Below are 19,851 nucleotides of genomic sequence, written 5' to 3'. Positions count from 1 at the left end.
TAACCTCCGCGCAAAGGCGGGAGGGGCTATGGGCTGGTCGAGCTCCGGTTTTGCTTTTGCGGCGCTGCTCGCGTCAGCCGGGAACGCAGCCGCGCCGCCTGCCCGCGAGGCGGATAACGGCGAATCTCCGCTGGTCATTACCAGCGTGGTCGTGCTTGACACCGAGCGTGGTACGCCATCGGCGCCGCAGGACATCTTCATCGACAAGGGCCGCATCGTTGCCATCGCGCCCGCGAGGACGCGGGCTGCACCGCACGATGCGCGCCATATCGACGGCACCGGGCGCTTTGCCATGCCTGGTCTGATCGATGTCCACGCCCATGTCGGCAATGGCGGCAGCGCGCGTCAGGACGATGCCAGCCGCGTGGTCGCGCTGGGGCAGTTCCTGCGCTATGGCGTGACGACCGTCTTCGTGCCCGGCGCGACCGGCGCAGGTGACGCCGATTTTCCGGGACTCCGTCAACGCTGCGGTTCGCACGCGATTGTTTGCCCGCGCATTTTCGGGTCAGGATCGATCATCACCGCACGCGGAAGTCATCCCGTCTCGACGATCTTCGACATGCCGCAGGACGTGCCCGCCGCCGCCACCGAGGCGCGCGGTGTGACCGTGCTCGAACCGGGCCAGGATATCGCTGCGCTGATCGCCGCCAAGGCCGCCACAGGGGTCGATGCGATCAAGATCGTCGTGGAAGACGGGCCGCCGCCCTGGCATCCCAAGCCGCGCCTTACCGACGACCAGATCAAAACGATCGTTGACGCCGCCCATGCGCGGGGACTTCGCGTGTTCGCGCATGTCAGCACCGCGCAACTCACCCAGGTCGTGGTCGACGCGGGCGCCGACGGCATCATGCATGCACCGGTCGATCCACTGGCCGACGCCACGCTCCGTCGGATGGCCGAACGGGGCATTTGGTATGTCCCCACCTTTTCACTGTACGACGGCATCCTGACTTGGGCGCGCAAACAGCGCGAGGCTGATCCCTACGCGCTGAAAGGCGTGCCGGCCGCAGTCATCGAAAGCCTCGCCGCGCCGCCCTTCCTCGCCGCCTCAGCCGAGACTGAAAACGAAGCGCTCGGTTATTTGCGCAACGTCTCGCAAAATTTGCACCGTGCTGCTGCTGCCGGCGTGCCCGTTGCATTGGGATCGGACGTCAACAACCCCTTTGTGTATCCGGGCTATTCAGCGCATGAGGAACTGAGCAAGATGGTTCAATCGGGGATGACGCCTGCTCAGGCGCTCAAAGCGGGAACCGCCGGCGGTGCCGCCTTCCTCAGCGCCTCTGATCGCATCGGCCGGATCGCACCGGGGTTCGAAGCCGATATCCTGTTGCTTTCGCGCAACCCGCTGCTGCGGATCGAGAACAGCCGCAGCATAGTCGCGGTGATCGCCGATGGGCGCGTCGTTCAAGGCAGTATTTCGAACGATTAGCGCCGTTTTCGAAAGCGTGCCTAATCTGAGACAGGAACGCCCGATGGCCATGCCCGCTGCAGAACGGGCATGGCTGTGCGGAAGCCCCTTCTACTTGGTGTTTGTCGCGATCACCGCCTGCGCTTCGGCGATCGCGGCCGCCTCGGCCTTTTTGCCCTTGGCGAGGTCGTCGGCCAGTCCCATCAGCTTGGGACCGGTCACCGACCCGTTTTCGGGCTCCTCAGAGACAGTGACACCATTGCCCTTTGCGATCGCTGCGTCCCAGGCGCTGCGGACCGCCGCCCAGTAGCCCTTGGTCTTCGCCCAATATTCGTCGGCCTTTGCGATCTGGAAGCCGGTATCGGTGTCGTAGCTGTTGATCACCGTTTCCTGGACGACAGCCGACAATGTCCCGTCCGCTGCGGCAAGCTTCATATTGTCCTGCGTATGAACCCAGCCGTCCGGGGTCAGCGCATGACGATTGACGCCCAGATAGCGGTCGTAGACGGGCTTGCGGACCGCATCGCGGCGCGCGAGCGGACGCCAGCTTTCGGCGCTCGTCCAGCGCGGCGCGCCAAAGTCGAGCGTCCACCGGCCGACGCCGCCATAGCGGGGCGAATCATCGGTCTGCCACACGGTCTGCGACCAAGCGCCGCGGCGCTCGCCGTCGGTCAGCGCCTTGAGCGCCCAACTCCCCTTGCCGCGATATTCGAGCACCGAAGCGGGCTCATAGGTCCAGTCCTGCCGCCAGTGCTTGACGAGGAATACCTCGCCATCATGGCTGATCACCAGAATATGCTGGAGCTTGATCACCTTGCCGGTGTCCTCGATCACGCGGACGACCTCGAACCCGCCCGAAACCTTGGGGTCGATCGGCGTATAGTCGGCGCGCCACGGCACGGTCTCACGGAAATCGAAATTGACGTGGAATGTGCCGGCCATGCCCAGGATCGCCTTGCGATCGGCCGCGAACTTGTCCTGCACTGCTTCGGTCTGCGCAAGCGCTGCGGGTGCGCCACCCACCACGCCAAGACCCAGAACCGCGGCCAGCGCCAGACCGTGTACGACTGTCTTCATCGAATACCCCTCACCAATTTTGCAAATGATTATCAAAAGCGCGCGGTCAGCGAAAGACTGACATTTCGGCCCGGTTGCGTGAACGCGTCGGTGATCGTGCTCGTCGCGGCAAGGCCGCGCACGTCGCTCCACAATGCGTATTTCTTCTCGAGAATGTTAAAGACGCCCGCACGCAGCGTGAACGCGTCAGCGATCCGAACGAATGCCGTTGCGTCGAGGATCGTGAAGGCGTCGGGCCGGAAACACGGTGCCGTACAGATGCTCGCGGGCGCGCCATTTGCCGCGGTGTAGGTCGTCCGGCCAAGTTCCTTGCGCTCTGAGTGCGTCATGATGAGCTGGCCGCCGAACCGGTCACCGGGATCGCGCCATCCAATGCCCATTACGAGTTTGAGCGGATCGACACTCGAAAGCGGCATATGCTCGGTGTCGTCGTTGATGTCGCCCTTGGCATAGGAAATGGCGAACTGCCCGGTCAGACCCCAGTCAGTATGCGCCTCCAGCTTGCCTTCGACACCTTCGATCCTGGCACGTGCAAGGTTCACGAACTGATAGACCAACGGATTGGCGACGGTGCCCGCGCCGCTCACCACTTCCTGGCTGATGAAATTGCGGTACTTGCCGCTGAAGCCCGTAATGCCCGCAAAAAGATGGTCGGTCGAGAAACGCAGCCCGCCCTCGATCGTCTTGCTGGTTTCGGGCTTGAGGTCAGGATTGGGTTCGGAGCGGTAACCGAACGCCGGATTCTCGAAGAACTGGTTGACCTGGCTCGGTTCGGGCGCCTTGAAGCCCTGTGCATAATTGGCGAAGACACTGACGCCGCCGCCAATCTTCGCCACTGCCCCGATCTTGGGCGACAAGCGCGATCCGTCCTGCTTCGCCGCGGCAAAGGTCGGCAGCAGCGGATCGTCCTTGGGCGAAAGATCGTAATAGTCGAAGCGGAGCGCGGGATAGAGCGTGAAAGCCCCGCCCGCGATCTCGATCGTGTCGGACACGTAGATGCCGCCACGCGTGAAATCCGTCACCGGGAAGGCGCGCGTCGGATAGGTCTCGCCCGCGGGCGGGATGGTGCCGCCGCGCAGCCCCTCCTGCCGCGTGATCGAGATGTCACCACCCCAGGCGACATGGTGCCCCAGCGAGCCCGTGGCGAAGTCGCTGCGGAAATCGGCGGCTGCACCGTAGACGCGGTTCTCAAACGTGTTGAGACGCGTGCGGTCCAATGCAGTATTTCGATCCTCCGCCGTAAACTGGCGGTTCTCGCCATCCTGCCAATAGGCGGTGACCTGCGCGAAATCGATCGCACCCTCCCCGTCATAACGCCAGTCGAGCGCGGCACGCGTGCGTTCGGTGCTGTCATGCGCCTGGAGTCCAAGTACCGCGGTCGCGGGGAGTACGCCCGACGGCGGCGTGGGGGTGATGCCGCTCAGTACGTTCGTGTCGACCGTCCCCTTCTGATATTCACCCGTCAGCCTTATGCGGCTGTTGGGGCCCGTCTGGTACACCAGCTTGCCGAGCAGCGAATCCGACTGGGTGTCTTGCGGGTTGGGCGTAGTCCGTGTGGAATTGGGGGCGTCGTTGGTGCCCTTGTTGTCGAGTTCATGGCCGTCGCGCCGCGTATAAGCGACGAGCGCCGACCAGGAACCGCTGCGGCCCGCCAGAATCGCGGTCTCGCTGAATTCCTCGTCCGCAGAATCATAGGCTGCGCGGACGCGGCCTGCATAATCCTTGCCCTCGTCCAAAAGGTCCGCGGGATCGCTGGTTACGAAGCTGACTGCGCCTGCGAGTCCGTCGCTGCCGTAGAGCGCAGACGCCGCGCCGCGCAGGATTTCCACCGATTTCACAAGACCCAGGTCGACATAATCGCCGCGTCCGGCCGCCTGCGCGCCGAAGGTAAATCCGTCGGGCACACGCACGCCGTCGACCTGGACGAGCACGCGGTTACCCTCGAGCCCCCGGATGTTGAAGCTCGACGCGCCGTCGCGTCCAGTGACGCCAAGCGCGGCGCCAAAACGGCTCGGCTGCTGGCGGACGCTGACGCCGGGCTCGAAGCGGACGAGATCCTTGATGTCGGAGATCATCTCGTCAGCAATGTCTTCCTCGTCCTTGACCGTCACCGTCGCCGGCACGTCCTTGACCTCTTCGGGGGTTCTCGTTGCGATTACCGTGATGTCGCGACCGCGCGTGGCGCCCGCTGCGTCGGCATCCGCCGCGTCAGGCGCATTGGCCCAGGCCGGCGCGGCCAGCGCGCAGGCAATGATTGCGGTAAGACGGTAACGATCCATGGAAGCCCCCGAATGCTAATGCAAGTGATTCTCGATAGCACCTGTAAGCGCATCGTTTCGCTATCGTCAAGGGTGCCCTGGCTTCATGCATCCGCCTCGTCCCCACTTTGCTTTCGGGCGACACAGGCCTATCGTCACCGCTCCATTTGGCGAGGGGGCGATGTTGCGCAGTTTCACGACGACAATGCTGTTCGCGATGGCGAGCTTATTGGCTGGCTGCAGCTCAGCGCCACCCGAACCGAAGCCCGTCGGCATGCCCAACCCGGCAGCGGTCAATTGCGGCAAACAAGGCGGGCGCAGTGAAATCCGGACGGCAGCGGATGGCAGCCAATACGGTATCTGCCACCTCCCCGACGGCCGTCAGTGCGAGGAATGGGCGCTGCTACGCGAAGGGAAATGCGTGGCACGCACCGACTAGCGCGAAGACGCATAGCCGATGATGACTGCTAATGGGGAAAGCGGACGGCTACTCCCCCGGATCCCAAAGGATCGACAGGGCGACGCTCGCCGCAATCACTGCCTCCCGCTCCGGACCGGAATTAGGCGCGTGGATGGTCTTGTTGAGACCGTTGAGGTCAACGGCGCCAATCTGCCTGCCCTCGATGTCGAACATGTAGCCGAGCGGCGTGCCGGTCGGCATCCGTCCGCCTTCCATGTCGTGAATTGCACGAATACCGATCACATGATCGGCGAAGTGAAGTTTGCCGGCGCGGGTTCGGCCGGAGAGGAGCTTGCCCGGTGAACGTGGAATCTCCTCAAGAATAAGACCCGCTTCGATGGGCTGTCCGTCGCGCTGGAAACGGCACCGATACGCAAAACGTTGGGCGGTCGCGACCACGACGCCCGAATGGATCTCTACCTCCCCGAAGTCACACCTGGCTGACAATTCCCCTTCGACGTCCGGTCCTGCGACGACGAACGTGCCTCCGCCCGAATTTTGGACAAGAAAGCCATCCTCGGAGGCTGTGTGAATGGCAGAACGGGTGAAATGGCCTTTGGACGAACCCAACTGAAATTGGCCGCGCTCGCCTGCGCCCATATCGGTAAGCTCAAGCCGTTGGGATGCGATCGCAAGTTGGGAGGGTATCGCGATCCGCGCTTCACGAATACAACCTGACAACAATAGAGTAGCTAACGCCATCGAGGCGCCAGAATACAAGCTCCGCATCATTCCCTCCCGGATCGAGAAGCGGAAATTAGATGACGAAACTGTCGCGATCCTGAACTGTATCACGAGCCCCGTTGCCGCGTTGGCCACCTGCGCTCAGCCAGCGGATACCGCCACATCGGAATTCAGCGTTCGCCGCACGCCCAGATAAACCAGAACTTGCCCGACATAATAGAGGAGCCAGATCGCAAGCCCCGCCCAGATCGCGCCCTCGAACGGCCCCATGCGTGCGAAGATCAGAAGATCCGACGCGAGGAACATCATCGCGCCGATCCCCGTGCGGTAGCGTGGAAAGCGGCTGCTCCACGCCGCAGCCGCCATCGCCGCCACGAACAGCGCGTATATCGCGATGCCGGGCGCCTGCGCTCGATCAACCGGAAGCGACCACGCGATCAACACCGATACGGGCACGACGAGCAAGGCGAGCGCGCGCTGGCTGGGTGCGAGCGTCGCGCGGCGATTGCGGAGATAGAGCCAGATGGCGAGCACATGACCGATAATGAAGGCGATGGCGCCCGTCGTCATGCTGCCGACCAGCAGCACATCGCCCAGCGCGCCGAAGCCGAGGACGGCGGCGAGCAGCCACCCGTCCCCGTCCCGCGCCTCGCTCGCTGCGGCGAGCGCCAGCAGCGCGACGCCCGCGCCCTTCCAGGCGGTGATCAACCCTTCGGGCCAGCCAAGATTCCAGATCAACGGATAGCTCAACCCGAAGAACAGGCTGGCGATCACCAACCAACGCGCCGTCTTGCCCAATGCTTCCCCCTTTAACCGCCCCAACCCTGCTTGGACCGTGCCTGCCTCAGCCCCCCGCTTCCTTCTTTTCTTCGCGCCTTCGCGTCTTCGCGTGAAAAAGAAGAGATGTTCACGCGAAGACGCGAAGGCGCGACGAGAGAGCAGAATGGGCTTCGACAAACTCAGCCCCAACGGCGATAAAATCCTATGCCTATTCCGGACTGTGGCAGACCGCCTCGACATTGACGCCGTCGGGATCCTTCACGAAGCCGCCATAATAGTCCGGATGATAATGCGGTCTTAAGCCGGGCGCGCCATTGTCCGCGCCGCCCGCCGCGAGCGCGGCATCGTAAAAGGCGTGCACCTCGGCGCGCGTCTTCGCGGTAAAGGCGACATGCGTGCCCTCGCCTACGCGTTCATTGTCGCCGATCCAGAAAAAGGGCTTGCCCTCGCTGCCAAAGCCAAGCGCGGTGCCGCCCGCCTCGGTCAGATCAGGGCCCACCTCCATGATCAGCGTGATGCCGAGCGGCGCAAGCGCCTTTTCATAGAAGGCGCGCGCGCGTTTGATGTCCGAAACCGCAAAGCCGACATGATCGAGCATGAATTTCTCCTGTTTCAGGGATAGAGATCAACGACTTCGGCGTCGGCCGCAAGTCTTTCGAGCAACACTGTGCGGTGGCAAATCGCGGGATCGCGCTCGAAGCAGAGCAGTGCGCTCGGCTTGTCCGCCGCCAGATCGCGCATCATCGCGGCTTCTGCAATCGCTTCGGGCAGTTCGAGCTGTTCGGCATATACCTCTTCCATCCTCGCGCGATCGCCCTTGCGCGCCGCGTAGCGCCCTTCCGGCGGCGTGCCGAGCGCGCGGAGATGGACATAGTCTATCCCCGCCTCCCGCAATCCGGCAGCGAGGGCGGTCTTCGAAAAGCCTGGCTTGCGCGACAGTGGCACCGCGCGCACGTCGATCAGCCGCTCGACGCCTGCCCCTTTCAGCGCCGCAATCAGTTCGTCCTGCGTCGCGCTCTGATAGCCGATGGTGAAGATCCGCATGGCAACAAGCCTAGCGCAGAACGACGCGCTGTCCTACAGCCGCCAGCTTCGGCTATCCTGCTCGCGAAGGCGTGCGTGTCGCTTGTCGGACAGGCCGAATCAACATGCGCGTTTGTGAGAAGTTTGCGAAGTTAAGGGACGCAGTGACACATCAGATCCACATCATCGGCGGCGGGCTCGCCGGCTCGGAAGCCGCGTGGCAGCTCGCCAATGCCGGCGTGAAGGTCCGGCTTTCGGAAATGCGCGGCTCGGGCGCGATGACCCCCGCGCACCAGACCGATCACCTCGCCGAACTCGTCTGCTCCAACAGCTTTCGTTCCGACGATGCCGAACGCAATGCCGTTGGTCTCCTCCATGCCGAGATGCGTGCGCTGGGGTCGCTGATCATGGCCAAGGGCGACGAGCACAAGGTGCCCGCAGGCTCGGCCCTCGCAGTCGACCGTGACGGCTTTTCGGAAGGGGTGACCGCCGCGCTCGCCGCGCATCCCAATATCGAGATCGTCCGCGAGCGCGTCGATGCCCTGCCCGACGGCCCCGCGATCATCGCCACTGGCCCGCTCACCGCTGAGGGCCTCGCGACAGCGATTGGCGCGCAGACGGGCGAGGACTCGCTCGCCTTTTTCGACGCGATCGCGCCGATCGTGCACCGCGACAGCATCGATATGGACATTTGCTGGTTCCAGTCGCGCTGGAACAAGGGTGAAGGCCACGACTACATCAACTGCCCGATGGACAAGGAGCAGTATCTCGCCTTCCACCAGGCGCTGCTCGATGGCGAAAAGGGCGAGTTCAAGGAGTGGGAGAAGGATACGCCCTATTTCGAGGGCTGCATGCCGATCGAGGTCATGGCCGAACGCGGCGTCGATACGCTGCGCTATGGCCCGATGAAGCCCGTCGGGCTCGACGATCCACGAACCGGGCGCTGGCCCTATGCCGTCGTCCAGCTCCGTCAGGACAATGCGCTCGGCACCCTCTGGAACATCGTCGGCTTCCAGACCAAGCTCAAATATGCCGATCAGGTGCGCGTCTTCCGCATGATCCCCGGCCTTGAAAACGCCGAGTTCGCGCGACTGGGCGGGCTACACCGCAACACCTTCATCCAGTCGCCCAAGTTGCTCGACGGCGAGCTCCGCCTCAAGTCGCGCCCCAATATCCGTTTCGCGGGACAGATCACGGGCTGCGAGGGCTATGTCGAATCCTCCGCCGTCGGCCTGCTCGCGGGGCGCTTCGCAGCAGCGGAATTGCTGGGCCAGACGATCGCACCGCCGCCCGTCGAAACCGCGCTCGGCGCATTGCTCGGCCACATCACCGGCGGCGCCGAGGTCGAGAGTTATCAGCCGATGAACGTCAATTTCGGATTGTTTCCGCCGATCGAGGGGCGCACGAAAAAGGCGGATCGCAAGCTGCTCTACACCGCGCGGGCGCGCGAGGCGTTCGCTGAATGGATGCCCGCCTGATGGCATTGCGGGCGGCGTTGCCGATCAGGATCCACTGTCCCGTCTCCGCCGAAGCGCTTGCCACGGCGACCGCGGGCAATCTGATGGCGATCGAGGGCGATCCGTGCGTTGCGCGCCTGCTGGAACTCATCCGCGGCGACAATCCACTGGGCGATTTTGACCTTTATCGCGGCGTGTGTGAAATCGGCTTCGGCGCCGAGAGCTTCGTGCCGACCACCGCAGCCATGCCCACACTGGGCACGCCGGACACCCCTTCGCTTTCCCCGACCATCGTGCTGCTGACGTGGATCGACGCCGATCTGCCCGGCGAGCATATGGACGCACTGATCAATGCCATCGTCGCGCGTCATCCATGGGAAGTTCCGGTGATCGAGGTCGGGCCTCCGGTTCGGCTGTTCACACCCGGCGCCTGATCAGCCCTCGTCCTCGTCTCCCGGCGAACGTGCAGGCGGACAATCGGGTTTGGGTTTGGCCTTGCGCACGGGCGCGGTCGTCGCAAACTCGGCGCGCGTGAGGATCTGCGATCGGTCCGCATCGGCCTTGGCGAACTTTTCGCGCGCCTTGATCGCCCATTCGTCGAAACTCAGCCGTCCGTCGCTATTGGCGTCGAGCTTCGCGAACGCCTTGCGCCGGCTCGCGAAATATTCCTCCGCGCTGATCGCGCTGTTCTTGTCCTTGTCATAGCGCCCGAAGCGCTTCTCCTCGCGGGTCTTCGCGCTTGCCTCCGGAGGCGCGGGCACGGGATCGCCCGACAGCGGCAATCCCGCGGATTGTACGCCGGGCGCCAGCGGCAGTCGCGGCTCGGTCTCGGCGCGGCTCTGCCACCAGAATATTCCCGCGCCGGCCAGCAGCAATGCCGACGCAACGCCTGCCAGAAAACGTCCCATTTCGCCCTCCCGCGCTATGCGGCAATGAGGCTAGGCTCGTTTCGGGTCCGATATCAAGTCTCAACGCCCCGTGATCCGGTGACGGAGCATGCGCAGCGCCCTGCCCGGCGATCCCGTACGGCGCGGAACGCCCGGCCCTGCCTCAGCGTCGCGCAGCGCCAGATGCGCAAGCATGCCGAGCGATCTTGCCTCGCGCGCCCAGCGCGCAGCGAGCGCCTCGCGAAGTATCGGGCGCGCCAGTTCGAGAGCGGCGCCCGCGGTTGCGCGATCGGAGCAGCGAAACGCGAAGTCGACCAGCGCCCAGCCCGCGCCCGCCGCCGCTATCGCGGGAACGTTTGCCGCGCCCAGAAACCGGCCAAGCTCTTCAAACAGTACTCCGCCACGCTGCCGCGCATAATCCTCGAGCGCCGCGCACGGCAGCGGGAAAGGATCGAGCAGCACGATCCACCCCTCCGCCATGTCGGGCAGCCGCCCCACTCCTTGCCCGCGCGCGACAAGCACCGCATCGAGCTGCTGAAGCAGCGGCTCGGCGGGCGCAGGCCCCTGTCCCAGCGCCTCGATAGCATCGCGCCACCAGGTCAGCCGCATCGCACCGATCATCGGTTCGCTTGTGGAACGAACGACGCTGCCCAGTTGGGCATCGAGCACCCATATGGTTTCCAGCGCCTGCCGTCGGCCGGCGGGCGCGTAAGCTATTGAAAGCGCGATTTCCGGATCGATCGAAGGCGTCACGCAGTCCTCACGTAAACCAAACTCATTCATGGAAAACCGGGGGTTAACCACAGCCCGTCAGCACTCATTAGCCGCTCAGTGGCAGGGTGCAGGCTGTCGCGCAATCTATGCAGCGCTTGGGGGTAAGGCCAGAGCATGAAAACGGGACCGAAAGCAAAGGGTTGGAGCCACGGCCAGGCCGCGAGACTCGCCGGTGACACAGCGGGCAACACCATGATGATGATGGCGGCGGCGATGCTGCCGATCATCGGCATGGCGGGTTCCGCCTTCGACATGGGCCGCGCCTATATGGTCAAATCGCGCCTTCAGCAGGCATGCGATGCGGGCGCGCTGGCAGGGCGTCGCGCGTTGACCGCGGCCGATTTCGACGACGATACGGCCGCGAAGAAAGAAGCCAATAGCTTTTTCCATGCCAATTTCCCTGCGGGATCCTTCGGCGTCAGCAACATCACCTTCACGCCCAAGGGCACCGTGGATTCGAACAGCCTCAATGACGGTCAAGTAACAGCCACGGCCACCGCTACGGTCCCGATGACGCTGATGAAGGTCTTCGACGTCCCCACGCTTACCATGACGGCCGTTTGCGACGCGCGCCTTGAGCTCGCGAATACCGACGTGATGTTCGTGCTCGACGTGACGGGCTCGATGGATCAGACGCTGCCGGGCGGAACAGGCAAGAAGATCGCCGGACTCCGCACTGCGGTGGTCGATTTCTACAAGATTCTCGACGGCGCTGCGAGCAAGAGCTCGCGACTGCGCTTCGGCTTCGTGCCCTATTCGTCGGGCGTCAATGTCGGCAAGCTGCTGCTCGATCTCAACCCGGCCTATCTGGCCGACAAATGGTCGTACCAGACCCGGGATCGTTGGTGGGACAGCACCAGCTACAATGAACCCAACACCACGACGACAAGCTGGCAAACCACGTCTTCCACGACTTCAGGGTGGGAAGACGTTGTCAACCAGTACAACAAGTCGACGTGTCAGGATTTGGATGGCGACACCGACACCAATTATGAGAATCAGGCTACGACACAAACTGGCGAAACCGTAGTCGATAATGTAAAGACCACCGTTTACAAAGAAACGCGGACTCGCGTTCGCAAAGAATACGACACGAACTGGAGCGGCGGAAAATGCACCGTCAAAGTTCGGACGACGCGTTCCGAGCAAGAGCGCTCCGTTACTGTCGTGCTTACGCCAGACTATACATGGAAATACGCAAGCATCGAGAGGGACACTGATCAGTACAAGCAGTTTGTTTCTGGTGTCGTTAATCGAATTGGCAACGGCTACACCAACAAGGCATCGGCTCAATGGTCGGGTTGTGTTGAAGAGCGGACGACGGTGCCAGAGCCCGAATTCGAGTTCGGGAATGGTGCCATCAAGCCAAAGGGTGCAAGCTCAAAACCTGAGGGCCTGCGAGATCTCGAAATCGACGCGAAGCCGGGGGCAGATAACAATACGAGATGGGGGCCCGCTTGGCGTGAAATGATTTTCGCGCGCACGCCTGGGACGATCGAGGAATTCGACGACGACAATCACAACCAGCCCGGCACCGCCTGCCCGCGCGCCGCAAAGCGGCTTGCGACGATGACGCAAGGCGAGGTGCAGACCTATGTCGACAGCCTGTCTCCGACCGGGAGCACCTATCACGATTTGGGCATTCTGTGGGGTACGCGAATGATGTCGTTGGAGGGCGTTTTCGGTCCCGACCATACCGTTGCGCCTAATGGTCGCGACACCAACCGGCACATCGTCTTCATGACCGACGGCATCATGGAGCCGAGCTACAGCACCTACTCGATGTATGGCTATGAGTATGTGGACCAGCGCGTCAGCGGCGGGACGCCCAGCAACAGCGACCTCGCGAATCGCCATCATTCGCGTTTCCTCGCGATCTGCGCGGCTGCAAAGGCGAAGGGGATCACGGTCTGGGCGGTCGCCTATGGCCTGACGGTGACACCGCAGCTTCAGGCGTGCGCGGATCCCGGCAAGTCGTTCACCGCGGCCAATGACGCGGAGCTCAAGGCAAAATTCCAGCTCATCGCGTCGAAGATCGCCGAACTCAGGATCTCGAAATGATCGCGCCGCGCCGAACTTTCCCCGCGCTGACCAGGAACACGGACGGAGCGACCGTGGTCGAATTCGCAATCGTCGCGCCGATCATGCTGATGCTGATGCTCGGCATGATGGAACTCGGCTACCAGGCTTATGCGCAATCGGTGCTGCAGGGCGCCACCAACAAGGCCGCGCGCGACCTGACGCTTGAGGACGCACCGACCAAGAAGGCGGTAATCGAAGGCAAGATCGCGTCCATGCTCCAGACCATCTCGAACAGGGCGACCGTCACGACGACCAGCGAGTCCTTCTCGTCCTTCACCAAGGTCAACACCTACGAGGACTTCAAGGACCTCGACGGTGACAAACAGTTCGACGCCGACACCGAATGCTTCCTGGACGTCAACAACTCCAAGACGTGGAACAAGCGCGGCAAGAGCGGTCTGGGCGGCGCCGACGACATCGTCGTGTTCACCGCCACCGCTACCTATCCGCGCCTTTTCCCGGTGATGGGGATGCTGGGGTGGTCGAACACCGGCACGAGCGTTGCGCGGACGACGCTGAGAAACCAGCCCTATAGCCAGCAGGCCGAAGAAACGGGAGTAGAGATATGCCCCAAGCCCGCTTGAACCGCGGCTTGTCGCGCACACGCGCCTTCGCGGCCCGACTGTGGCGCTGCCGTTCGGCAGTGGCCTATGTCGAATTCGCCTATACGATGCCGCCGGTGCTGGCGATGGGGCTTTACGGCGTGGAGGCGACCAATCTGGCGCTGACGCACATGCGCGTCAGCCAGATCGCGCTGGCCGTGGCCGACAACAGCTCGCGCGTCGGCCTCGACAACGCGATGGCACTCACGCAATTTCGCGAATCGGACGTCAACGACACCTTCGTAGGCGCCAAGCTCCAGGCCGGCTCGATGAAGTTGACAGAGCGTGGCCGGATCGTCTTGTCCGGCCTCACCGTCAATGAAGACGGCGGGCAGTGGATTCAGTGGCAGCGCTGCATCGGCCAGCGCAAATATGATTCGCGCTATGGCGTTGAAGGCGACGGCAAGACCGGCACCGCTTTCAAGGGCATGGGGCCCGTGGGCAAGGAAGTGAAGGCGCCCGAGGGCAACGCCGCCATGTTTGCCGAAATCACCTACCAGTATGAGCCCATCGTCAGCGCGAAGATCATGGGCGAGCCGTTGATCCACTACACAGCGACCTTCCTGGTTCGTGATGAACGCGACATCGAGGGGGGCATCTTCAATCCGAACAATGAAGCGCCCAAGGCATCGTGCGCCGCTTACACTAGCTGATCGGCGCTACACCGATCAGCGATAGGTGACCTTCTTCGCCGCCGCGACAACGCGGTCGGCGTCGACGAGCGCCAGCTTCTCCAGATTTGCGGCATAGGGCAGCGGCACATCCTCGTTGGTCACGCGCAGCACCGGGGCGTCGAGATCGTCGAAGCCTTGCTCCATGGCAACCGCGACGATTTCGCTCGATATCGAGCAGACGGGCCAACCCTCCTCGACGACGACCATGCGGTTGGTCTTCTTGAGGCTCTCGAGCACCGTCGCGGTGTCGAGCGGGCGCAGCGTGCGGAGGTCGATGACCTCGGCGTCGATACCTTCGGCTGCGAGCTTCTCGGCGGCGTCGAGCGCGACGCCCACGCCGATCGAATAGCTGACCAGCGTCACGTCCTTGCCCTCGCGCATGATCCGCGCCTTGCCGATCGGCAGCACATAGTCGTCGAGCCTGGGCACCTCGAAGCTGCGGCCGTACAACAGCTCGTTTTCGAGGAAGACCACCGGGTCGTTCGAGCGGATCGCCGCCTTGAGCAGGCCCTTGGCGTCGGCCGCATCATAGGGCGCGACCACGATCAGCCCGGGAACGCTGGCGTACCAGGGGCCATAATTCTGGCTGTGCTGCGCGCCGACGCGGCTCGCCGCGCCATTGGGACCGCGGAACACGATCGGGCAGCGCATCTGCCCGCCCGACATATAGTTGGTCTTCGCGGCCGAATTGATGATGTGGTCGATCGCCTGCATCGCGAAATTGAAGGTCATGAACTCGACGATCGGGCGCAAGCCCGCCATCGCCGCGCCCGTACCGACGCCGGCAAAGCCATATTCGGTGATCGGCGTATCGATGACGCGCTCGGGCCCGAATTCCTCGAGCAGGCCCTGCGTCACCTTGTACGCGCCCTGATATTCGGCGACTTCCTCGCCCATCACGAAGACGCGGTCGTCGGAACGCATTTCCTCGGCCATCGCGTCACGCAATGCTTCGCGGACGGTGGTCTTGACCATCTCGGTACCCGCAGGGATCGCCGGATCGGCAACCTGAGCCTTCGCTTCCGAAACGAGCTTCTGCGTGCCAGTTTCCGCCTTCTTTGGAGCTTCCTCGGCAGCCGGCGCGGCCTTCTGCACCTCGGGCTCTGCCTTGGGCGCGGGCGCAGCGGCCTCTTCTCCCTCGCCGCCGATCAACGCGATCACGGTGCCGACCTTCACCCCCTCGGAGCCCTCGGGCACGAGGATCTTCGCCATCGTGCCTTCGTCGACAGCTTCGAATTCCATCGTGGCCTTGTCGGTCTCGATCTCGGCGAGAATGTCGCCCGACTTGACTTCATCGCCTTCCTTTACGAGCCATTTGGCGAGCGTGCCTTCCTCCATGGTCGGGGAAAGCGCGGGCATCTTGAGTTCTACAGCCATCAATATTGATCCACCAGCACGTCGGTATAGAGTTCGGAAATCTCGGGCTCGGGCGAGGTTTCGGCGAAATCGGCCGCCTCGCTCACCTGTTTGCGGATTTCCTTGTCGATGTCCTTGAGCGCGTCCTCGCTGACGCCCAGCGCCTCGAGCTCGCGCTTGGCATGTTCGATCGGATCGGACTTGTCGCGCACCGCCTGCACTTCGTCACGCGAACGGTATTTGGCAGGGTCGGACATCGAGTGGCCGCGATAGCGATAGGTCTTGAGCTCAAGCAGGATCGGCCCCTTGCCTGCGCGGACCCATTTGACAGCCTCTTCGGCCGCACCACGCACCGCAAGCACATCCATGCCGTCGACCTGAAGGCCGGGAATGCGGAAGCTCTCGCCGCGACGGTAGAGCTGATCCTCAGCCGATGCGCGGTTGACCGAGGTGCCCATGGCATATTGGTTGTTCTCGATCACGAAGATGATCGGGAGCTTCCAGAGCTCGGCCATGTTGAAGCTCTCGTAAACCTGGCCCTGATTGGCCGCGCCGTCGCCGAAATAGGCCATCGCGACGCCGCCGTCCCTGGAATATTTGTGCTTGAACGCAAGGCCCGTGCCCAGCGACACCTGCGCGCCGACGATACCGTGGCCACCGTAGAATTTGTGCTCGACCGAGAACATGTGCATCGAGCCGCCCTTGCCGCGCGAGATGCCCGCTTCGCGGCCCGTTAGCTCGGCCATGATCACCTTGGGGTCGATGCCGTAAGCGAGCATATGGCCGTGATCGCGATAGCCTGTGATAACGCTGTCTGTATCGCCGTTCAGCGCGGACTGAAGGCCGACGGCGACGGCTTCCTGGCCGATATAGAGGTGGCAGAAGCCACCGATCAGGCCGAGGCCATAAAGCTGGCCCGCCTTTTCCTCGAACCGGCGAATGAGCAACATGTCGCGGTAGAACTGCAGGAGCTCTTCCTTGCTTGCCTTATAGCGTTCTGGTTCGCCGGGGCGCTCGCGATTGGGGATCGGGGCCGGCGCGCTCTTGGACGATTTCGCTGTCGATGCTCTTGCCAAGTCGTTCACCTTGGGAGGGAGGAAAGGAACGAGCGGTCTATAATCGCCCGCTCACGGATTCCGCAACGGCAACGAGAAATTTCTTTCCCCGACAGGTTCAGTTGAGCGGGACGATCACTTCGTCGGGATGCGCGAGCCCGAGCTCGCGGCGAATCAGCTCGTCCGCCATGTCGGGATTGGCCTTTTTGGGATCGAGCAGCGCCACGCGGTTCTGAAGCAGCGTCTTGTGCTTCTCCAGCTTGGCGAGTTCGACGCGCTGCTGTTCAAGCTGACGGGTATAATCGCCCCAGGCAAGCACGCCGTTCTTGCCCACAACCGCATAGCCTCCGAAGATCGCGATCACGAGCATCATGATCGCGGTAGGGGCGGCTGAACGCAGGAGGCCGATAAAGGATATAGCGCGTGTCATCTGTATTCCTTGAATCACAGACGATTCGTGGAATCAAGCCGTTTCTTCCCAAAGACTGTCATTCCCGCTTTCGCGGGAATGACGCATTTCGCCTTGAGTTCAGCCAAAGATCGCGCGACCCGGGTAGCGGGCGACTGAACCAAGCTCTTCCTCGATACGGATGAGCTGGTTGTATTTGGCGAGCCGGTCGGAGCGCGCAAGGCTGCCTGTCTTGATCTGGCCGCAATTGGTCGCGACCGCGAGATCCGCGATCGTCGAATCCTCCGTTTCGCCCGAACGGTGCGACATCACCGCGGTGTAGCCGGCACGGTGCGCCATGTTGACCGCCTCCAGCGTCTCGGTGAGCGTGCCGATCTGGTTGACCTTCACCAGCAGCGAGTTGGCGAGATCCTGATCGATACCCATGGCGAGGCGCGCGGGGTTGGTCACGAACAGATCGTCGCCGACGAGCTGAACCTTGCCGCCGATCTTCTCGGTCAGGATCTTCCAGCCTTCGAGATCGTCTTCGGCCATGCCGTCCTCGATCGACAGGATCGGATAGCGCGCGCACAGATCGGCGAGATAGTCCGCCATCTCGGCGGGCGAGAGCGTCTTCCCCTCGCCCACCATCTGATAGGCGCCCTTCTTGAAGAATTCGGTCGAGGCGCAGTCGAGCGCAAGCACGACATCGTCGCCCGGCTTGTAGCCGGCCTTCTCGATCGACTGCATGATGAAGTCGAGCGCGTCGGTGGTCGATGCCAGGTTGGGTGCGAAGCCGCCCTCGTCGCCGACCGCGGTCGACAGCCCCTTTTCCGACAGGCCCTTCTTGAGCGTGTGGAAGATCTCGGCACCGTAGCGCACCGCCTCGGCGAGGCTGTCCGCGCCGACGGGCATCACCATGAATTCCTGGAAGTCGATCGGATTGTCGGCATGCTCGCCGCCATTGATGATGTTCATCATCGGTACGGGCAGCAGATGCGCCGAAACGCCGCCGACATAGCGGTAGAGCGGCAATCCGCGCGAATCCGCGGCCGCCTTTGCGGTGGCAAGGCTGACGCCGAGGATGGCGTTCGCGCCGAGCCGGGCCTTGTTCTCGGTGCCATCGAGATCGATCATCACCGCGTCGACCTCGCTCTGGTCCTCGGCGTCGAGGCCGAGGATGGCTTCGGCGATCTCGCCGTTGACCGCCTCGATTGCCTGCGTCACGCCCTTGCCGAGATAATAGCCCTTGTCGCCGTCGCGCTTCTCGACCGCCTCATGCGCGCCCGTCGAAGCGCCCGAGGGCACCGCGGCGCGGCCGAAGCTGCCGTCTTCCAGATGGATATCGACCTCCACCGTCGGGTTGCCCCGGCTGTCCAGGATCTGGCGTGCGTGAACGTCGATGATCGCGGTCATGTGTCTCGCTTTCTTGGGCGCGTTTGGAAGGATGGCGGCCTCCTATCGGGGAAGACGCGCAAACGCAATTGTCGGGAAAGCCTTGCGGAACCGCTTTGCAATCGCGATTGTTGTAGCAGTGAATCGAATTCCGCAAATGGGAGACACGTTCATGGCTGAAGGCACGACCCCGAAGAAGACTGCGGCTAAGAAGCCCGCCGCGAAGAAGCCCGCAGCCACCAAGGCCGCGGCAAGCGCCGCGCCGAAGCCCGTCGCGAAAAAGGCGGAGCCCGTCAAAAAGGCGGCGACCCGTGCAGCGCCCAAGGCCAAGGCGAAGCCCTCGCCGCTGAAGGCGAAGGCAAACGAGGCGACCGCCGCGGTCAAGAAGGAAGCAAAAGTGCTGACCAAGCAAGCGAGTGAACGCGCTCATGAACTTGCCGCGCAGGGCAAGGACCGGGCTACCGGTGCGCTCGACAATGTCGCCAAGCTCATCGGAGACGCGGCAGGCACGGTCGACGAGCGCGTCGGGGCGCAATATGGCGATTACACGCGCAAGGCGGCCGAGGCAGTCGCGAGCTTCGCCACGACGCTCAAGGGCAAGGATGTCGACGACCTGGTCAAGGATGCGGGTGATTTCGTCAAGAAGAGCCCTGCCGTCGCAATCGGCGCTGCCGCGGCAGTCGGCTTCGTGCTCGCGCGGCTGATCAAGGCAGGGTCGAACGACAAGGCGTGATTTTCAACGTCGGCTAGTGCCAGCAATATGGGAGCCTGGGGTGAGTGATCCGCGTGCGGACCGCGAGGAGGACAGCATCGGCGATCTGTTGGGACAGCTCGTCGACGATACCGAAACCTTCGTAAAGGCGGAAATCAAGCTCTATCGCGCGCAGGCGATCCATCAGCTTTCCGGCTACCGGAAATATTTCATCTTCGCCGCGATCGGCGTGGTGCTCGGCTTTTGCGCAATCATCCTGTTGCTTATGGCCGCAGTCTTCATGCTCGCGCCGTTCATTGGTGCTGCTGGCGCCGCGCTGTTGATCGCGGTGCTGGCGATCGCGATCACGGCACTGTTGTTCAGCATCATCGCCGAAAAGATCCGCAAGGATGTGGATGAGTTCGGGGCCCGCCGATGAGCCGCACCGAACGCGAACTTGTCCGCGCACGCCAGGAAGCGACGCGCGCGCGTTCGCAACTCACCGGACGCCTGGTGGAGATTCAGGGGCGCCTCAAGCCGAGCGCACTGATCGAGGAACTGGTGGAAGACCTGCGAGAGAAGGCGGACGAACTGACGCAAGAGGGTCTTGCGCTCGTAAAGGAGCGTCCCGTCGCCACCGCCGGCGTGGCCGTCACATTGCTCGCGTGGTTTTTCCGAGGCACGCTCTGGGATGCGCTCATTGCAGCCTTTTCACGGGACGAGGCAACCCAGGCCGCGCCCGAGGAGTTTCAGCCAGGCAACAGGCGCACACAGCGCACCCGCCGAAATGGAGGATAGAC

22 protein-coding genes are annotated in these 19,851 nt (G+C 63.1%); 10 read left to right on the top strand and 12 right to left on the bottom strand.

All coding sequences use genetic code 11. From position 1 onward, the window contains the following. The first annotated feature begins 28 nt into the window (after positions 1-28). Positions 29-1,429, top strand: a complete 1,401-nt coding sequence (locus D3876_RS14745; protein ID WP_119763396.1) for an amidohydrolase family protein — start codon at positions 29-31, stop codon at positions 1,427-1,429. 90 nt (positions 1,430-1,519) lie between these two features. Here the strand turns inward: D3876_RS14745 and D3876_RS14740 are convergent, their stop codons facing one another. Continuing rightward, entirely contained in the window at positions 1,520-2,485 is a 966-nt protein-coding gene (locus D3876_RS14740; RefSeq protein WP_119763394.1) for a DUF6607 family protein, read from the bottom strand. A gap of 32 nt (positions 2,486-2,517) precedes the next feature. Further along, complete coding sequence (locus D3876_RS14735) at positions 2,518-4,764, bottom strand: TonB-dependent hemoglobin/transferrin/lactoferrin family receptor (protein ID WP_119763392.1); 2,247 nt, start codon at positions 4,762-4,764, stop codon at positions 2,518-2,520. Positions 4,765-4,924: 160 nt separating this feature from the next. Between D3876_RS14735 and D3876_RS14730 the strand changes: the two genes are divergently transcribed. Then, the gene (locus D3876_RS14730) at positions 4,925-5,182 is read left to right on the top strand and encodes a putative hemolysin (RefSeq protein ID WP_238475385.1); all 258 of its coding nucleotides are present in this window, start codon (positions 4,925-4,927) and stop codon (positions 5,180-5,182) included. Between the two features lie 48 nt (positions 5,183-5,230). Here D3876_RS14730 and D3876_RS14725 read toward each other — a convergent pair whose 3' ends face one another. The 4 genes from D3876_RS14725 to D3876_RS14710 all read right to left on the bottom strand — a co-directional run bounded on the left by D3876_RS14725 (position 5,231) and on the right by D3876_RS14710 (position 7,711). Continuing rightward, the gene (locus tag D3876_RS14725; RefSeq protein ID WP_147417667.1) at positions 5,231-5,932 is read right to left on the bottom strand and encodes a VV20781 family protein; all 702 of its coding nucleotides are present in this window, start codon (positions 5,930-5,932) and stop codon (positions 5,231-5,233) included. A 96-nt stretch (positions 5,933-6,028) separates the two neighbouring features. Then, entirely contained in the window at positions 6,029-6,685 is a 657-nt protein-coding gene (locus D3876_RS14720; RefSeq protein WP_238475384.1) for a lysoplasmalogenase family protein, read from the bottom strand. A gap of 190 nt (positions 6,686-6,875) precedes the next feature. Further along, positions 6,876-7,265 carry a VOC family protein gene (locus D3876_RS14715; protein WP_119763386.1) on the bottom strand — a complete coding sequence of 130 codons (390 nt, stop codon included), beginning with the start codon at positions 7,263-7,265 and terminating at the stop codon, positions 6,876-6,878. Positions 7,266-7,279: 14 nt separating this feature from the next. Then, on the bottom strand, positions 7,280-7,711 hold the full coding sequence (locus D3876_RS14710) for a DUF488 domain-containing protein (RefSeq protein ID WP_119763384.1): 432 nt from the start codon (positions 7,709-7,711) through the stop codon (positions 7,280-7,282). A 143-nt stretch (positions 7,712-7,854) separates the two neighbouring features. On the opposite strand from D3876_RS14710, the gene trmFO reads away from it, so the two are divergent. Together trmFO and D3876_RS14700 are read left to right on the top strand one after the other, a co-directional pair. Beyond that, positions 7,855-9,168, top strand: coding sequence for a methylenetetrahydrofolate--tRNA-(uracil(54)-C(5))-methyltransferase (FADH(2)-oxidizing) TrmFO (trmFO, locus tag D3876_RS14705; RefSeq protein ID WP_119763382.1), 1,314 nt, complete (start codon positions 7,855-7,857; stop codon positions 9,166-9,168). Continuing rightward, complete coding sequence (locus D3876_RS14700) at positions 9,168-9,581, top strand: hypothetical protein (protein ID WP_119763915.1); 414 nt, start codon at positions 9,168-9,170, stop codon at positions 9,579-9,581. The genes trmFO and D3876_RS14700 overlap by 1 nt, the downstream gene beginning before the upstream one ends. Here D3876_RS14700 and D3876_RS14695 read toward each other — a convergent pair whose 3' ends face one another. Then, positions 9,582-10,055 carry an EF-hand domain-containing protein gene (locus D3876_RS14695; RefSeq protein WP_119763380.1) on the bottom strand — a complete coding sequence of 158 codons (474 nt, stop codon included), beginning with the start codon at positions 10,053-10,055 and terminating at the stop codon, positions 9,582-9,584. Between the two features lie 60 nt (positions 10,056-10,115). Then, positions 10,116-10,787 carry a squalene/phytoene synthase family protein gene (locus tag D3876_RS14690; RefSeq protein ID WP_182912021.1) on the bottom strand — a complete coding sequence of 224 codons (672 nt, stop codon included), beginning with the start codon at positions 10,785-10,787 and terminating at the stop codon, positions 10,116-10,118. A 135-nt stretch (positions 10,788-10,922) separates the two neighbouring features. Between D3876_RS14690 and D3876_RS14685 the strand changes: the two genes are divergently transcribed. Genes D3876_RS14685 through D3876_RS14675 form a run of 3 tightly spaced genes read left to right on the top strand, consistent with a single transcriptional unit; the run spans position 10,923 to position 14,145 of the window. After that, positions 10,923-12,869 (top strand): TadE/TadG family type IV pilus assembly protein, encoded by a 1,947-nt coding sequence (locus D3876_RS14685; RefSeq protein ID WP_119763376.1) that lies wholly within the window; start codon positions 10,923-10,925, stop codon positions 12,867-12,869. Continuing rightward, the gene (locus tag D3876_RS14680) at positions 12,866-13,474 is read left to right on the top strand and encodes a TadE family protein (RefSeq protein WP_119763374.1); all 609 of its coding nucleotides are present in this window, start codon (positions 12,866-12,868) and stop codon (positions 13,472-13,474) included. Before D3876_RS14685 ends, D3876_RS14680 begins: the two co-directional genes overlap by 4 nt. Then, positions 13,456-14,145: a TadE/TadG family type IV pilus assembly protein gene (locus D3876_RS14675; RefSeq protein WP_147417666.1), complete on the top strand. Its 690-nt coding sequence runs from the start codon at positions 13,456-13,458 to the stop codon at positions 14,143-14,145. Before D3876_RS14680 ends, D3876_RS14675 begins: the two co-directional genes overlap by 19 nt. A gap of 15 nt (positions 14,146-14,160) precedes the next feature. Here the strand turns inward: D3876_RS14675 and D3876_RS14670 are convergent, their stop codons facing one another. From D3876_RS14670 to eno, 4 genes are all read right to left on the bottom strand, one after another. Continuing rightward, on the bottom strand, positions 14,161-15,543 hold the full coding sequence (locus D3876_RS14670; RefSeq protein WP_119763370.1) for a pyruvate dehydrogenase complex E1 component subunit beta: 1,383 nt from the start codon (positions 15,541-15,543) through the stop codon (positions 14,161-14,163). Further along, positions 15,543-16,598 (bottom strand): pyruvate dehydrogenase (acetyl-transferring) E1 component subunit alpha, encoded by a 1,056-nt coding sequence (gene pdhA, locus D3876_RS14665; protein ID WP_119763913.1) that lies wholly within the window; start codon positions 16,596-16,598, stop codon positions 15,543-15,545. The genes D3876_RS14670 and pdhA overlap by 1 nt, the downstream gene beginning before the upstream one ends. 97 nt (positions 16,599-16,695) lie before the next feature. Beyond that, positions 16,696-17,007: an FtsB family cell division protein gene (locus tag D3876_RS14660; protein WP_119763368.1), complete on the bottom strand. Its 312-nt coding sequence runs from the start codon at positions 17,005-17,007 to the stop codon at positions 16,696-16,698. Between the two features lie 99 nt (positions 17,008-17,106). Beyond that, a complete protein-coding gene (gene eno, locus D3876_RS14655; protein WP_119763366.1) occupies positions 17,107-18,381 on the bottom strand; it encodes a phosphopyruvate hydratase in 1,275 nt (424 codons plus the stop codon). A gap of 151 nt (positions 18,382-18,532) precedes the next feature. Here eno and D3876_RS14650 point away from each other — a divergent pair, with 151 nt between their 5' ends. From D3876_RS14650 to D3876_RS14640, 3 genes are read left to right on the top strand one after another with little or no spacing between them, the layout of a single operon-like run. Then, positions 18,533-19,093: a hypothetical protein gene (locus tag D3876_RS14650; protein WP_119763364.1), complete on the top strand. Its 561-nt coding sequence runs from the start codon at positions 18,533-18,535 to the stop codon at positions 19,091-19,093. 40 nt (positions 19,094-19,133) lie between these two features. Beyond that, positions 19,134-19,490, top strand: coding sequence for a phage holin family protein (locus D3876_RS14645; protein WP_182912020.1), 357 nt, complete (start codon positions 19,134-19,136; stop codon positions 19,488-19,490). After that, the gene (locus D3876_RS14640; RefSeq protein ID WP_119763360.1) at positions 19,487-19,849 is read left to right on the top strand and encodes a hypothetical protein; all 363 of its coding nucleotides are present in this window, start codon (positions 19,487-19,489) and stop codon (positions 19,847-19,849) included. The genes D3876_RS14645 and D3876_RS14640 overlap by 4 nt, the downstream gene beginning before the upstream one ends. Positions 19,850-19,851: the final 2 nt, after the last annotated feature.

The organism is Sphingomonas cavernae, assembly GCF_003590775.1.
GTDB classification, from domain to species: domain Bacteria; phylum Pseudomonadota; class Alphaproteobacteria; order Sphingomonadales; family Sphingomonadaceae; genus Sphingobium_A; species Sphingobium_A cavernae.
Note: the sequence above shows the minus strand (reverse complement) of the source record. Positions and strands in the feature narration are given on the sequence as shown.